At 72.8% G+C, this 13,564-nt stretch carries 13 protein-coding genes; 7 read left to right on the top strand and 6 right to left on the bottom strand.

Annotated features, from left to right (window positions below; genetic code table 11):
- Positions 1–163 precede the first annotated feature (163 nt).
- Positions 164–1,969, top strand: coding sequence for a translation elongation factor 4 (gene lepA, locus Q7A36_RS16485; RefSeq protein ID WP_305104819.1), 1,806 nt, complete (start codon positions 164–166; stop codon positions 1,967–1,969).
- A gap of 45 nt (positions 1,970–2,014) precedes the next feature.
- Here the strand turns inward: lepA and Q7A36_RS16480 are convergent, their stop codons facing one another.
- The 3 genes from Q7A36_RS16480 to Q7A36_RS16470 all read right to left on the bottom strand — a co-directional run bounded on the left by Q7A36_RS16480 (position 2,015) and on the right by Q7A36_RS16470 (position 6,410).
- Positions 2,015–3,565 carry an alpha-amylase C-terminal beta-sheet domain-containing protein gene (locus Q7A36_RS16480; protein WP_305104818.1) on the bottom strand — a complete coding sequence of 517 codons (1,551 nt, stop codon included), beginning with the start codon at positions 3,563–3,565 and terminating at the stop codon, positions 2,015–2,017.
- Positions 3,566–3,746: 181 nt separating this feature from the next.
- The gene (locus Q7A36_RS16475) at positions 3,747–5,942 is read right to left on the bottom strand and encodes a xanthine dehydrogenase family protein molybdopterin-binding subunit (RefSeq protein ID WP_305104817.1); all 2,196 of its coding nucleotides are present in this window, start codon (positions 5,940–5,942) and stop codon (positions 3,747–3,749) included.
- 3 nt (positions 5,943–5,945) lie between these two features.
- The gene (locus Q7A36_RS16470) at positions 5,946–6,410 is read right to left on the bottom strand and encodes a (2Fe-2S)-binding protein (RefSeq protein WP_305104816.1); all 465 of its coding nucleotides are present in this window, start codon (positions 6,408–6,410) and stop codon (positions 5,946–5,948) included.
- Between the two features lie 139 nt (positions 6,411–6,549).
- Between Q7A36_RS16470 and Q7A36_RS16465 the strand changes: the two genes are divergently transcribed.
- Positions 6,550–7,488, top strand: coding sequence for an ABC transporter permease (locus Q7A36_RS16465; RefSeq protein WP_305104815.1), 939 nt, complete (start codon positions 6,550–6,552; stop codon positions 7,486–7,488).
- The gene (locus tag Q7A36_RS16460; RefSeq protein WP_305104814.1) at positions 7,488–8,309 is read left to right on the top strand and encodes an ABC transporter permease; all 822 of its coding nucleotides are present in this window, start codon (positions 7,488–7,490) and stop codon (positions 8,307–8,309) included. Before Q7A36_RS16465 ends, Q7A36_RS16460 begins: the two co-directional genes overlap by 1 nt.
- Positions 8,310–8,533: 224 nt before the next feature.
- On the opposite strand, the gene Q7A36_RS16455 is transcribed toward Q7A36_RS16460, so the two are convergent.
- The 3 genes from Q7A36_RS16455 to Q7A36_RS16445 all read right to left on the bottom strand — a co-directional run bounded on the left by Q7A36_RS16455 (position 8,534) and on the right by Q7A36_RS16445 (position 10,810).
- Positions 8,534–9,289: a DUF4410 domain-containing protein gene (locus Q7A36_RS16455; RefSeq protein ID WP_305104813.1), complete on the bottom strand. Its 756-nt coding sequence runs from the start codon at positions 9,287–9,289 to the stop codon at positions 8,534–8,536.
- A gap of 178 nt (positions 9,290–9,467) precedes the next feature.
- A complete protein-coding gene (locus tag Q7A36_RS16450; RefSeq protein WP_305104812.1) occupies positions 9,468–9,857 on the bottom strand; it encodes a hypothetical protein in 390 nt (129 codons plus the stop codon).
- Positions 9,854–10,810, bottom strand: coding sequence for an ROK family protein (locus tag Q7A36_RS16445; protein ID WP_305104811.1), 957 nt, complete (start codon positions 10,808–10,810; stop codon positions 9,854–9,856). The genes Q7A36_RS16450 and Q7A36_RS16445 overlap by 4 nt, the downstream gene beginning before the upstream one ends.
- A 44-nt stretch (positions 10,811–10,854) precedes the next feature.
- Here Q7A36_RS16445 and Q7A36_RS16440 point away from each other — a divergent pair, with 44 nt between their 5' ends.
- From Q7A36_RS16440 to Q7A36_RS16425, 4 genes are all read left to right on the top strand, one after another.
- Complete coding sequence (locus Q7A36_RS16440) at positions 10,855–11,091, top strand: sulfurtransferase TusA family protein (protein WP_305104810.1); 237 nt, start codon at positions 10,855–10,857, stop codon at positions 11,089–11,091.
- Positions 11,088–12,017 carry a histone deacetylase family protein gene (locus tag Q7A36_RS16435; protein WP_305104809.1) on the top strand — a complete coding sequence of 310 codons (930 nt, stop codon included), beginning with the start codon at positions 11,088–11,090 and terminating at the stop codon, positions 12,015–12,017. Before Q7A36_RS16440 ends, Q7A36_RS16435 begins: the two co-directional genes overlap by 4 nt.
- Positions 12,014–12,385 (top strand): VOC family protein, encoded by a 372-nt coding sequence (locus Q7A36_RS16430; RefSeq protein ID WP_305104808.1) that lies wholly within the window; start codon positions 12,014–12,016, stop codon positions 12,383–12,385. The genes Q7A36_RS16435 and Q7A36_RS16430 overlap by 4 nt, the downstream gene beginning before the upstream one ends.
- A gap of 169 nt (positions 12,386–12,554) precedes the next feature.
- On the top strand, positions 12,555–13,529 hold the full coding sequence (locus Q7A36_RS16425; RefSeq protein ID WP_305104807.1) for a Gfo/Idh/MocA family protein: 975 nt from the start codon (positions 12,555–12,557) through the stop codon (positions 13,527–13,529).
- The last annotated feature ends 35 nt before the right edge of the window (positions 13,530–13,564 follow it).

Below are 13,564 nucleotides of genomic sequence, written 5' to 3'. Positions count from 1 at the left end.
CCCGGTAGTGGGCCGGTTCTTCCTCGCGATCCCGTAAGCGTAAATGAACGCCGCCTGCCACCGCCGCGCGCGGAAGCTTTGATTTGCGCGCCCGCTGCCTTATCTCCCCCCACAGCGAATGGCCGGGCGCCCCCCAGGCCCCACTTCGGCCGCCGGAACCCCCATGCCCGACACCCCGCTCGACCTGATCCGCAATTTCTCCATCATCGCCCATATCGACCACGGGAAATCCACCCTGGCCGACCGGCTGATCCAGAACACCGGCGCGGTCACGGCGCGGGAGATGAAGGAACAGCTCCTCGACAACATGGAGCTCGAGCGGGAGCGGGGCATCACCATCAAGGCCCAGACCGTCCGGCTGGCCTATCAGGCGAAGGACGGCAAGACCTATACCCTGAACCTGATGGACACGCCCGGCCATGTGGACTTCGCCTATGAGGTGAGCCGCAGCCTCGCCGCCTGCGAGGGGTCGCTGCTGGTCGTCGATGCCTCCCAGGGCGTGGAGGCGCAGACCCTGGCGAATGTCTACCAGGCGCTGGACGCGAACCACGAGATCGTCCCGGTCCTGAACAAGATCGACCTGCCGGCCGCCGAGCCGGAGCGGGTGAAGCAGCAGATCGAGGACGTGATCGGCCTCGACGCCTCGGACGCCGTCGAGATCAGCGCCAAGACGGGCCTGAACATCGAGGGCGTGCTGGAAGCGATCGTCACCCGCCTGCCCGCGCCGAAGGGCGAGCCGAACGCAACGACCAAGGCGCTGCTGGTCGATAGCTGGTACGACGCCTATCTCGGCGTGGTGGTGCTGGTGCGGATCAAGGACGGGCACCTGCGGAAGGGCCAGAAGGTCCGCATGATGTCGACCGGCGCGGTCCACACCATCGAGCAGGTCGGCGTCTTCGCGCCGAAGATGATCCCGGTCGAGAGCCTCGGGCCGGGCGAGATGGGCTACGTCACCGCCGCCATCAAGACGGTGGCCGACACCAATGTGGGCGACACCCTCACCGACGACCGCAACCCGGCCTCCGAGCCGCTGCCGGGCTTCAAACCCAGCATCCCCGTGGTCTGGTGCGGCCTCTACCCCGTCGATGCCGACGATTTCGAGAAGCTGCGGGAGAGCCTCGCCAAGCTCCGGCTGAACGACAGCAGCTTCCACTACGAGGCGGAGACCTCCGCCGCCCTCGGCTTCGGCTATCGCTGCGGCTTCCTCGGCCTGCTGCACCTCGAGATCGTGCAGGAGCGGCTCAGCCGCGAGTTCGACCTCGACCTGATCGCGACCGCGCCCTCCGTGGTCTACAAGATCACCAAGACCAATGGCGAGACGATGGACCTGCACAACCCGGCCGACATGCCGGATGGCAGCATCATCGAGGAGATCCAGGAGCCCTGGATCAAGGCGACCATCATGGTCCCCGACGACTATCTCGGCGCCGTGCTGACGCTCTGCAACGAGCGGCGCGGCCAGCAGGTGGAGCTGACCTATGTTGGCAGCCGCGCCATGGCCGTCTACCGCCTGCCGCTGAACGAGGTGGTCTTCGACTTCTACGACCGGCTGAAGTCGGTCTCGCGCGGCTATGCCAGCTTCGATTACGCCATGGACGGCTACGAGCCGGGCGACCTGGTGAAGATCAGCATCCTGGTGAACAACGAGCCGGTGGATGCGCTGAGCTTCATGGCGCATCGCAGCCAGGCGGAGCGGCGCGGCCGCTCCATCTGCGAGAAGCTGAAGGAGCTGATCCCCCGCCAGCTCTTCAAGATCCCGATCCAGGCGGCGATCGGCGGCCGCGTCATCGCGCGCGAGACCATCAGCGCCCTGTCGAAGGACGTCACCGCCAAGTGCTACGGCGGCGACATCACGCGCAAAAGGAAACTTCTCGAGAAGCAGAAGGAGGGCAAGAAGCGCATGCGGCAATTCGGCAAGGTCGAGATCCCGCAAAGCGCCTTCATCGCCGCCCTCAAGATGGATGCCTGAGCGAAGCGCCTGCCCCGGTGCCGGGGCAGGCGGACCGCATCGGGCTCAGTCGCCCACCAGCGTGTCCGGCACCTCGATCCCCGCGGCCGGGCGGTAGTCCGGGACCGGCAGGGCCGGCCGCGTCGCCGCCTGCTGCACCGCCGGGTTGCCCGGCAGCGCCACCCAGACGCGCCAGCCCGCGCCTGCGGCATATTCGCGGTAATCCGCATAGCCGGAGGCCGAGGGCTGCCACTGCGCATCCTCGCCGCCGACCCGGACATAGAGCATGCCGTTCCGCCCGGCGACGCGCGCGGCATAGACGCCGGCCTCCCGCGCATTGGCCTGCAGGCTCACCTCGCTGCCCGCATGCACGCCGGCGACCTTGCGTGCATTGACCAGGGCGCGGATCTTCGCCCGGAGGTCGGGGCCCCAGTCGAAATAGTGCTTCCAGTAGACGGTCGGCAGGCCGGGATGCGTCAGGACCTGGGCATAGGCCTGCTCCACCTCCCAGCCATTGGCGAAGCTGTCGAGCGCGTGGTCCCGCTGCGGCGTGCCGTCCTCGTTGGTGCGGTAGCCGGTGTCGTGGTTCTCGAGGAAGGTCACGGCCCGGTTGCGCCAGGGCTGGCCATTCGTGTTGTCGCCGACCAGGCCGATGCCGCGGCCGCCCGGGCCGTACCAGGCCTCGTAGCGGCCCTTGTTGTCCTTCAGCGTGAACATGGTGGAGAAGTCGAAGACGCTGCTCGCCGTCTCCATCCGGCCGGGGCTGGTCGCGGTGTTCCAGATCCAGCCGCGCTGCGCCGCCTGCGCGCCCCAGTCGTACTCGCCTACGGAGAAGGTCGGCGTGGTCGCGCGGTTGTAGAGCGCCAGCCAGCGCGCGTGATAGCCATGCACCATGTCGTAGCGCCAGCCGCGATAGCCCAGGCTCTGCAGCGACCTGAGATACTTGATGATGTCACGCCGCACCTGCGGGTTGGTGTGGTCGAGGTCGCGGAAGGAATCATAGGCATATGTCGTCCCGCCCGGGGGCGGGGAGGCATAGTCCGGCACCTCCTCCGGCGCGCCGCGCTGCGCCACCGGCGTCTGGTAGATCTCGCAATTCGGGTTGCTGAATCCCTCGTCGTCGCGGGTGATGGCGCGGGTGTCCCAGGCCGGGTTGCGGAAATCGGCGCAGCGGGTTGAGCCGTCGCGGTGGTTGATGACGATGTCCGCCACCGGCTCCACCCCGGCCTGCAGCAGCGCGACGAGCATGGCGCGGTGCTCCTCGACGCTGCCGTAGCTGTTGTCCAGCCGCCAGTATTCCTTCGGGTTGTAGCCGGCGCTGCGGTCGCCGGCGAAGGAGGGCGGCGGCAGCCAGACCAGGTCGAAGCGCCCGTCGCGGATGGCGCCGGCCTCGTCGAGGAGGATCCGGTACCAGTGCCGGTCGCCATAGCCGGGCAGGTCCGCATGGCCGTGGCGATAGGACTCCCAGTAGAAGCCCTGCAGCATCACCCGGTCGTCGCCGAATCCCGCCTGGGCGCGGGCCGGCGCCGGGGCGCCGGACAGCACCGCGAGCGAGAGACAGGCGGCCAGGGTCTTGAGCAGATGGCGTCGGGGCAGGCGGGGCTCGCCATCGGGCATGGTGCGGCTCCTCGGCGCGGGGCGGACGGGCGGCCGAAGGCAGGGGAGAGGGTGCGGCGCCCGCGCAAGCCGCGGCACCGCCTCCGGGCCGGGGCGGATTCCGCCGCCGGAAGGCGCGCCCGGTCTGTGCCCCGCCGCACGCCGGCCCCGGCCGCAACGGTCCCCCGCGCGGCCGGCCGGGTCAGGCCAGCGCCGCCTTCACCCGCTCGGCGGTGTAGGGCAGGGCGCGGATCGGCCGGCCGATGGCGCGCGTGAGGCCATTGGCGATGGCGGCGCAGACCGGCGCCTGGCTCGCCTCCCCGGCGCCGAGCGGCGGCTCCTCCGGCCGGTTCAGCAGCACGGTGCGGATCTTCGGCACTTCGGGGAAGGTCAGGATCGGGTAGTCGCCCCAATCCTTCGAGAGGATGCCCTGCGGGTCGAAGAGCACATCCTCCTTCAGCGTCCAGCTCGTGGCCTGGATGATCCCGCCCTCGATCTGGTTCCTGAGGCCATCGGGGGTGATGACCTGCCCGGCATCCACCGCCGCCCAGACCCGCGGCACCCGCACCGCGCCGGTGGCGCGGTCCAGCGAGACCTCCGCGACGCAGGCGACATAGGCGGCGACGTTCTTGTACTTGGCGAAGCCGAAGCCGCGCGGCAGCTCGCCCGCATCCTCCGCCGCCAGCTTCGCAGCGGCCTCGATGACGGCGCGCGCCCGCGGGTCCTTCAGGTGCCGCAGGCGGAACTCCACCGGGTCGGCGCCGGCTGCCGCGGCCAGTTCCTCCATGAAGGATTCGAGGGCGAAGACATTGGCATAGGCGCCGAGCGTGCGCAGCGCCGAGGTCCGCACCGGCATCTCCGGAATCAGGTGGTGGACGATGCGCTGGTTCGGGAAGTCGTAGAGCGGCACCGCGTTGCGGTCGCCCGCGCCGTTCGGCTGCGGCAGGGCGCGCGGATAGACCATCGGGTGCGGCTCGGCGAGGTGCCAGCTCGCCAGCAGGTTCGAGCCCTCCTTCGGGTTCAGCGGCCGGTTGTTGTGGTGGTTGCTCCAGACCTCGTGCGTCCATTCGACGATGCGGCCCTCGGCCGAGAGCCCGGCCGCGAGGTGCATCTCCATCGCCGGGTTGTAGGGCTCCCACTGGAACTCGTCGTCGCGCATCCATTGCAGCTTCACCGGCCGCCCCGGCACGGCGCGGGCCAGCAGTGCCGCGTCCAGCGCCGCATCGTCGGCGCCGTTGTGGCCGTAGCAGCCGGCATTCTGCGCATGCGTCACCGTCACCGCCGCCTCCGGCAGCTTCAGCACGCGGACCAGGTCGCGCTTGAGCGGAAAGACGCCCTGGCTATGCGACCAGACCTGCAGGCTGGCGCCATCCGCGGCATGGAGCGCGACGGCGGCCGAGGGTCCGATCGAGGCATGCGCGAAGTAGCGCTTGGTATAGGTCGCCGCGAAGCGCCGCACCGCGGGCGGCGCCTCGCCCTTCTTCTCCGACGGTACGGTGTCATCGGTCTTCAGCCCGCGCAACGTCTCGTGCAGCCGGGCCGGGTCGGGCAGCGCCGCCGGCACCTCCCAGCGCGCGGCCTCGCGCAGCGCCTTCCGCGCCTTGATCGCCTGTTCCTCGCGCTCCGCGACGACGCCGAGGAAGCGGCCGTCCCGCACCACCGCCACCACGCCGGGCAGGGCGCGCACGGCGTCGAGGTCGACGGAGACGAGCTTCGCCTGGTAGCTCGGCGGCCGGGCGATGCGGCCGAACAGCATGCCGGGCAGGCGCATGTCCTGCACGTAGATCGCGCCGCCCGTGACCTTGGCCGGGATGTCGAGCCGCGGGTGGGAGGTGCCGACGATCCGGTACTGGCCGGGCGGCTTCGGCGCCACGCTCGCCGTCGCCTCCCTGGCCAGGCTGTTGGCCTCGGCCACCGCCCAGTAGGTGGTGCCCGCGCCGCCCGGCGTGCGGATGCTGCCGTCCTCCACCGTCAGCGAGGCCGCCGGCACGCCCAGCCTCTCGGCGGCGAGGCCGAGCAGGATCGCCCGCGCCTCTGCGCCGGCGTAGCGGAGCGCGATGCCGCCATATTCCATGGACTGGCTGCCGGCGGTGAAGCCCTCGTCCGGCGTGCGCGCGGTGTCGCCGGAGATCATGCGGATGCGGGCGGGCGAGACATCCAGCTCCTCCGCCGCGATCTGCATCAGCGCCGTCACGGCGCCCTGGCCAATCTCCACCTTGCCGGTGCAGACGGTCACCGTGCCCGCGGGGTCGATGCGCAGCCAGGCATCGAGGCGGCGGTTGGTATCGAGGCTGCCCGGCAGCCGGCGCGGCTGCGCCCCGGCCGGCGCCAGGCTGAACAGCAGCGTCAGGCCGGCGGCGCCGGCGCCGAGACCGCGGCGGGTGATCATGCCCTGCATGGCTCAGCCCTCCCGCACCGCGCGCTGCACCGCGGCGACGATCCGGTTGTGGGTGCCGCAGCGGCAGAGATGGTCGGAGAGCGCGTCGCGGATTTCGGGCTCGGTCGGCTCCGCGCGGCGGTCCAGCAGCGCCTTCGCCTCCATGATCATGCCGGGGATGCAGTAGCCGCACTGCGCCGCCTGCTCGGCGATGAAGGCGCGCTGCAGCCGATGCAGGTTGTCGAGCGTGCCGAGCCCCTCGAGCGTCGTCACGCTGCGCCCGGCGACCGAGGCCAGTTCGGTGATGCAGGAGCGCACCGGCTGCCCGTCCACCAGCACCGTGCAGGCGCCGCACTGGCCGAGGCCGCAGCCGAACTTGGCGCCGTTCAGCGCCAGGTCGTTGCGCAGGACATAGAGCAGGGGGGTGTCGGGCTCGGCCGCGACGGTCGCGGTGCGGCCATTGACCTGCAGGGTGACGGGGGCCGTCATGGGCTCCTCCTCCGGACGATCCTCTTGGCCCGCAGCCTACAGGCTTTGCGGGGCGGATCCATGCCTACGGGCGTCTCCGCGCTCCTCCGGCCCGGCCAGGTTTCGTCCCGGGCGGGCTTCCGGGCTAGCCTGCCGGCCGATGCCGCGCCTCATCCTCGGCCGCCTCCTGCAGATCGCGGTCACCCTGGTCCTGCTCTCCGCCGCCACCTGGCTCGTCATGGGGCTGATGCCCGGGGATCCGGTGGACCTCGCCCTGATGGCCGACCCGCAGCTCACCGCGGCGGATGCGGCGCGGCTGCGGGCGCTGCACGGGCTCGATGTGCCGCTGCACCGTCGCTACCTCGCCTGGGCCGGCGCGGTGCTGCGGGGGGAGTTCGGCCATTCCCGGCTCTTCGCCGTGCCGGCGGCGCAAGTGCTCTGGCCGGCGCTCGGCTCCACCCTCGTCCTGCTCGGCTGGTCGCTGCTGCTCTCGGCCGGCCTCGGCGTGCTGCTCGGCGCCTGGGGCGCGGCGCGGCGGGCGGCGGCGCCGGCGGTGGATGCCGCCGCCATCCTGGCGCAGTCCATGCCGACCTTCTGGCTCGGCATCCTGCTCATCATCCTCTTCGCGGTCGAACTCGGCTGGCTGCCGGCGGGTGGCCTGCCGGAGGCACCGGGCGCGCTGGAGAGCCTGCGCTTCCTGCTGCTGCCGGTGGCGACGCTCGCCACCGCCAACCTCGCCGCCTATGCCCGCCACGCCATGGCGGCGATGCAGGCCGAGCTCGGCGCCGACTACATCCGCACCGCGCGGATGAAGGGCCTCCCGGAGCGCGCGATCCTCTGGCGCCACGCCTTCCCCAATGCCGCGATCCCGGTGGTGACCATCCTGGCGCTGGATGCCGGCGCCCTTGTCTCCGGCGCGCTGGTGACGGAGCAGATCTTCGCCCGCCCCGGCATGGGCAAGCTGATCTACGACGCCGTCATGGGCAACGACTACAACCTCGCCCTGCTCGCCCTGCTGCTGGCGGCGCTGGTGACCATGCTGGCGACGCTCGCGGCCGACCTGGCGCAGCGGTTGATCGACCCGCGGCTCGCGCGCTGATGCGGCTCAGGCTCGGCCTCACGCTGCTCGGCACGCTCGCGCTTGGCGCGCTGCTGGCGCCCCTCCTGCAATCCTGGCTGGGGCACGACCCCTTCACGCCGGACCTCTTCGACCGCTTCGCCGCGCCCTCGGCGCGGCATCCGCTCGGCACCGACGAGCTGGGGCGGGACATCCTGCTGCGGCTGCTCTACGGCGCACGGGTCTCGCTCGCCGTCGCGCTCGCGGTCGCGCTCGGCGCGACGCTGCTCGGCACCGCCATCGGGCTGCTGGCCGCCTGGGCCGGCGGCTGGACGGAGGCGCTTCTGATGCGGCTCGCGGACGGGATGCTCGCCCTGCCGGCGCTGCCGCTGCTGGTGGTGCTGGCGGCGATGGATACCGGCCGCTTCGGCCTGCCGCGCGGCGAGGCAGCGTCGGACATCGCCCGCATCGCCGCGATCCTGGTGGTCTTCGGCTGGGTCGGCGTGGCGCGGCTCGCGCGCGCCGCGGCGCTGACGCAGCTCTCGCTGGACTATGTCGCCGCCGCGCGCGTCGCCGGCGCCGGCGAGGGGCGCGTCCTGCTGCGGCACGTGCTGCCGAACATCGCCGGGCCCATCGCCGTCGCCAGCGCCCTCTCGGTCGCCGGCGCCATCCTGGCCGAGAGCACGCTGTCCTTCCTCGGCCTCGGCATCCAGCCACCCGCGCCGTCCTGGGGCAACATGCTCTCCAATGCGCAGGAGATGGTGTTCTCGGCGCCGCTGACGGCGGTCTGGCCGGGTCTGGCCATCCTGCTGGCCGTCACCGGCTGCACGCTGGTCGCGGATGGCGTGCGGCGACGTCCTTGATGCCTTCTCCCGCTGGTCTTGCAGCCCGAGGAGGCTCCAGGCCCCTGCCGTGCAGGGAAGCGTCTCGCCCGCGGGCGTCTCCACCCTGCGGTGCTCTGCTCCGGGGCATTACCCCCCGCCCCGGCTTGCCGCGGCCGGCTTGCGCGCGCGGCCTCCTCCATCGGGGCCCTGAGCGGCGCTTGGTGGCGCGTGGATCCGCTCCGCAGGCGCCGGGCCCGCACCTCCTACTGCCGCGGCGCGATCCAGCCCTGCTGCGCGAGGAACTCCCGCAGCCGGGCGCCGAGCGCCGTGCCGATGCGCCGGGCCTCGTCGGCGTCGTCGGCGCGGCTGCCCTCGATGGCCGCATGCACGCCGCCGCCCACCGCGGCCGAGGTGGCAAGGCGCCGCGCCGCCGCGCCGACGCCGAGCCCCGCCGCCAGGCCGGGGGCACGGCCGCTGTCGGTATCGCTATCGAGGGTCTCGATCAGCCGCGGCGCGGCCCCGGCCTCGATCCAGAGGAGATCGGCCTCCGCCGCCATGCGGCTCTCCCCGCGGCCGAAGCCGATCAGCACCCGCTGGGTGCGGTTGCCCTCGTCCACCGCCAGCAGCCGGCCATCCACCAGCAGCGTGCGTCCCGGCATCGGCGGCGCGCCGGGCGGGACACGCTCGACCGGCAGGTCCGGGGTGGCGCGCAGCGCCTGGGTCAGCGCCTCGGCCAGGGTGGAGGCGGCGGCGCGGGCGGCCGCCAGCCGCTGGTCGGTCGGGCTCGCGGCCGAGAGGCTCTGCTCCACGCGCCCGCGGAATCCGCTGTCCAGCCGCACGTCATCGGGCGCGACCGCGAAGTCGCGCACCAGGATGCGGCTCGGCTGCGGCAGGCGCGGCCCGGCATAGGCGCGCTCGACCGTGACCTGAGGCTGGCCGCAGGCCGCGAGGCCCGGCAGCGTGCCCAGCAGCACGGTCCGCAGCAGGGGACGGCGACCGAGCCCGAGCGGTGAAGCCATCCGGAGCCTTCCTCCGCCGCGGGATGCGGCCTGGAGAAAACCGTATCGGTCCGCGGCCGGGGAATGCACCGAAAATTCGAACCCACAGGCCGGCAGGACGGGCCGGACGTTCCTTCGCCGTCCCGCAGCATGACGGTGACGTGAAGCCGGCGGCGCGTGGCGCCGGACGGCCAGGGTGCTACCGGCGCACCCGGAAGGGCAGCGCCGCCAGCCAGGCCAGCAGGACCAGCCCGATGGCCTGTTCCGCGCCGCCGCGCGGCGCCCGCCCTTCCGAGAGGCCGGAGGCATCCAGCACCGCGCCCAGCGCGACCTCCCCCGCCAGCACCACCACCACGCCGAGGACCGCCATGGCGGCGCGCGGGTCGCGCCCGGCCTCCGGCGGCAGGCGCCGCGCCGCCACGCGGGCGACGACGAAGAGCGCGACGGCCAGCACCACGCCTTCCAGCAGCGCCGCCGGCAGGGCGCCGATCTCGGGCGCCAGCAGCAATTCCCGGATCGGGCCGAGCACGGCGCCGCAGAGGAAGGCCAGCACGCCGTAGAGCAGGCCGGGGAGCAGCCCGGCCTTCATGCCCAGGCATCCTCAACGGGGGCATCCCCGAGGGGGGCGTCCCAGAGCCGCGCGGCGCCGAGCACGCCGGAACTGTCGCCGTGCCGCGCCCGCAGCAGCGGGGTCGACACGCCGTCGCTGAAGACGAAGCCGCGCCAGAGCGCCGGCACGCGGTCGTAGAGGTGGTCCATGTTGGACAGGCCCCCCGCCAGGACGATGCAGTCCGGGTCCAGGATGTTGATCACATGCGCCAGCGCCCGGGCCAAGCGGTCGGCATGGCGCTCCAGCGCCGCGGCGGCCCGGGCCTCGCCGGCGGCGGCGCGGGCGGGCAGGCCGGCGGCGTCGCGCGCGCCGGGCCCATCGGCCTCGGCCGCCAGCGCCGGGCCGCAGAGGAAGGTCTCGATGCAGCCCTGCCGTCCGCACCAGCAGCGGCGGCCGGGATGCTCCTCCGCGGTCATCCAGGGCAGCGGGTTGTGGCCCCATTCGCCGGCAATGCGGTTGCGGCCCTCCAGGATGCGGCCCCCGGTGACGATCCCCGCGCCGACACCGGTGCCGAGGATGACGGCGAAGACGGTGGCATGGCCCGCCCCGGCGCCGTCCGCCGCCTCGCTCACGCCCAGGCAATTGGCGTCGTTGCTGATCCGCACGGGCCGGCCGAGCCGTGCCGCCAGGTCCGCATCCAGCCTGCCGCCATTCAGCCAGGTGGAATTCGCCCCGCGGACCAGCCCGGTCGTGGGGGAGAGGCTGCCGGGGATGCCGACCCCGACCGTGGCGGCGACGCCCAGCTCGGCCTCCGCCGCCTCCACCAACCGCCCGATCAGGCCGATGACCCCGGCATAGTCCGGCGGGGTGGGCGCCCGGCGGCGCAGCCGGACCGCCCCGCCGGGGTCCAGCGCCACGATCTCCGTCTTGGTCCCGCCGAGGTCGATGCCGATGCGCCACATGCCGCGAAAGTGCGGGGGCGCGGGCCCCATCGCAAGCCTTGCGGCAGCGGGGCGCGGGTGCTGGACTTCGGGCAATGTCGGAAACGCTGCTCGACGTGCAGGGCCTCACCTGCCCGCTTCCCGTCCTGAAGGCCAACAAGGCGCTGCGCGGCCTGCCGGCCGGCGCGCGGCTGACCGTGCTCGCCACCGACCCGGCGAGCGTGAAGGACTTTTCCGCGTTCTGCCAGGAGACCGGGCACGAACTGGTGTCCTTCGCGGAAGATGCCGGCGTCTATCGCTTCGTCCTGAGGAAGAGGGCGGATCCCGCATGAGCACCCTGCTGCTGACCCACCGGGCCTGCCTGCTGCACGACCCCGGCGACTACCACCCGGAATGCCCGGACCGGCTGCGCGCGGTGCTGAAGGCGCTCGACCAGGAGGACTTCTCCGAGCTGATCCGCGACCAGGCGCCCGAGGCGACGGTGGAGCAGCTCTGCAGGGTCCATCCGAGGAACTACGTGGAGGCGATCCTCGGCATCCGCCCGCCCGCGGGGGAGAGCGTGCCGCTCGACGGCGACACCATCATGTCCGAGGGCAGCGCCGAGGCCGCGCTGCGCAGCGCCGGCGCGGCGGTGGCGGCAACCGATGCGGTGATGCGGGGCGAGGTGCGGCGCGCCTTCTGCGCCACCCGCCCGCCGGGCCACCATGCCGAGCCGAGCCGCCCCATGGGCTTCTGCTTCTTCGCCAATGCCGTGGTCGCGGCACGGCACGCCCAGGCCGAGCATGGCGCGGAACGCGTGGCCATCGTCGATTTCGACGTGCATCACGGCAATGGCAGCCAGGCCTGCGTGGAGGGCGATGCCTCCATCCTCTACGCCTCCTCCCACCAATGGCCGCTCTATCCCGGCACCGGCGACGTGCGGGAGCGCGGGGTGGGCAACATCTTCAACGCGACCCTGCCGCCGGGCGCCGACGGCGCCGCCTTCCGGGAGGCCTGGGCGGGCCGGCTGCTGCCGGCGGTGGATGCCTTCGCCCCGGGGCTGATCGTGATCTCCGCCGGCTTCGACGCGCATGCCCGCGACCCGCTGGCGCAGCTCCGGCTGCGGGAGGCGGATTTCGCCTGGCTGACCGCCGAGCTCTGCGCCCTGGCCGAGACGCACTGCAAGGGCAGGGTCGTCAGCCTGCTCGAGGGCGGCTACGACCTGGACGCGCTGGCGCACAGCACGGCGGCGCATGTGCGGGTGCTGATGCGCGCATGAGCCTCGGCGCCGCCATCCCGCAGCTCTTCGTCACCGACATCGACCGGGCGATCCGGTGGTTCGGCACGCTCGGCTTCGCCGAGGTCTTCCGGCACGGCGACCCGGCCTTCTACGCCCAGGTGGCGCGCGACGCCGCCTGGCTGAACCTCCGCCATGTCGATGCGCCTTTGCTGGACCCGGCGGTGGCGGCGCGGGAGGAATACCTGGCGGCCAGCATCACGGTCGAGGATGCCGAGGCGCTGGCCGCGGAATTCGAGGCCGCGGGCGCGGCTCTCCACCGGCCACTGACCCGGCGGAGCTGGGGCGCGCAGGACTTCGTGCTGCGCGACCCGGACGGCAACCTGCTGCTCTTCGCCGGGCCGGGCTAGAGCAGATCGCCGCAGAGTGGAAACGCTCGGAGGCGTGAATCTGCTCTCAGAATGTAAAGCTGGAGCATTCTCACGCTGACTGTGCAGCGTGGGAATGCTCCAGCACCCCGGCCTTGCCATCCCGGATGCCCGGCCGGAGAGTCCGGCCGAAGCATCGGGGGAACGGGCCATGGTCACCGCGGGCATCCTCGGCCTCGGCTGGTGGGGGCGCATGCTGCTGGAGGCGGCGAAGGGCAGCGACGCCATCCGCTTCGTCCATGGCGCCGCGCGGCGTGCCGAGGCCGGGGCGCCGGTCTGCGCCGACTACGGCATCCGCTTCTCGACGAGCCTCGAGGCGCTGCTGGCCGACCCGGCGGTGCAGGCGGTGGTCCTCGCGACGCCGCACAGCACGCACCTGCTGCAGATCCGGGCCGTGGCGGCGGTCGGCAAGCCGGTCTTCTGCGAGAAGCCGCTGACCCTGACGCGGGCCGAGGCGGTGGCGGCGGTGGAGGCCTGCCGCGCCGCCGGCGTGCCGCTGGCGATCGGCCACAACCGCCGCTTCCTGCCGACGATCGAGGCCATGCGGCGCATCGTCGCGGAGGGGCGGCTCGGCCGGCTGATGCACATCGAGGGGCATTCGAGCAACCTCAACTCCTCCCAGAACTTCGCGCCCTGGCGGCACGACCCGGCGGAATCGCCGGCGGGCGGGCTGACGGGGACGGGCGTGCATGTGCTGGATGCCTTCACCAACCTGGTCGGGCCGGCACGGCGCGTCTCGACGCAGCTCCTGCGGCACAAGCCGCCGCCGGGCGCGCTCGACAGCCTCTCGGTGATGCTGGAATTCGCGAGTGGCCTTTCCGGCACGCTCTCGGCGGTGCGGGCGACGCCGCGCTACTGGCGCATCCATGTCTTCGGCGACCGCGCCAGCCTGGAGACGACCAGCGACACGGAGGTGGTGCTGCGCGAGGACGGGCGCGAACCGGAGCGCATGGTCTTCGCGCCGGTGGACACGCTGCGGGCGGAGCTCGAGGCCTTCGCCGCGGCGGCCTCGGGCGGCGCGCCCTATCCGCTACCGCCCGAGCAGGCCGTGGCGACGGTGGCGTGCTTCGAGGCGATCGTGCGGTCCGTCGCGGCGGGCGGCGCCCCGATCGACGTCGAGGGGTGAAGGCGCATCGGGCGCCAGCCGCGGACGGGGCGGTT

The organism is Paracraurococcus lichenis (assembly GCF_030657435.1).
In the GTDB taxonomy this organism is placed as follows: Bacteria; Pseudomonadota; Alphaproteobacteria; order Acetobacterales; family Acetobacteraceae; genus Paracraurococcus; species Paracraurococcus lichenis.
This window is presented reverse-complemented; position numbering and strand designations above follow the sequence as displayed.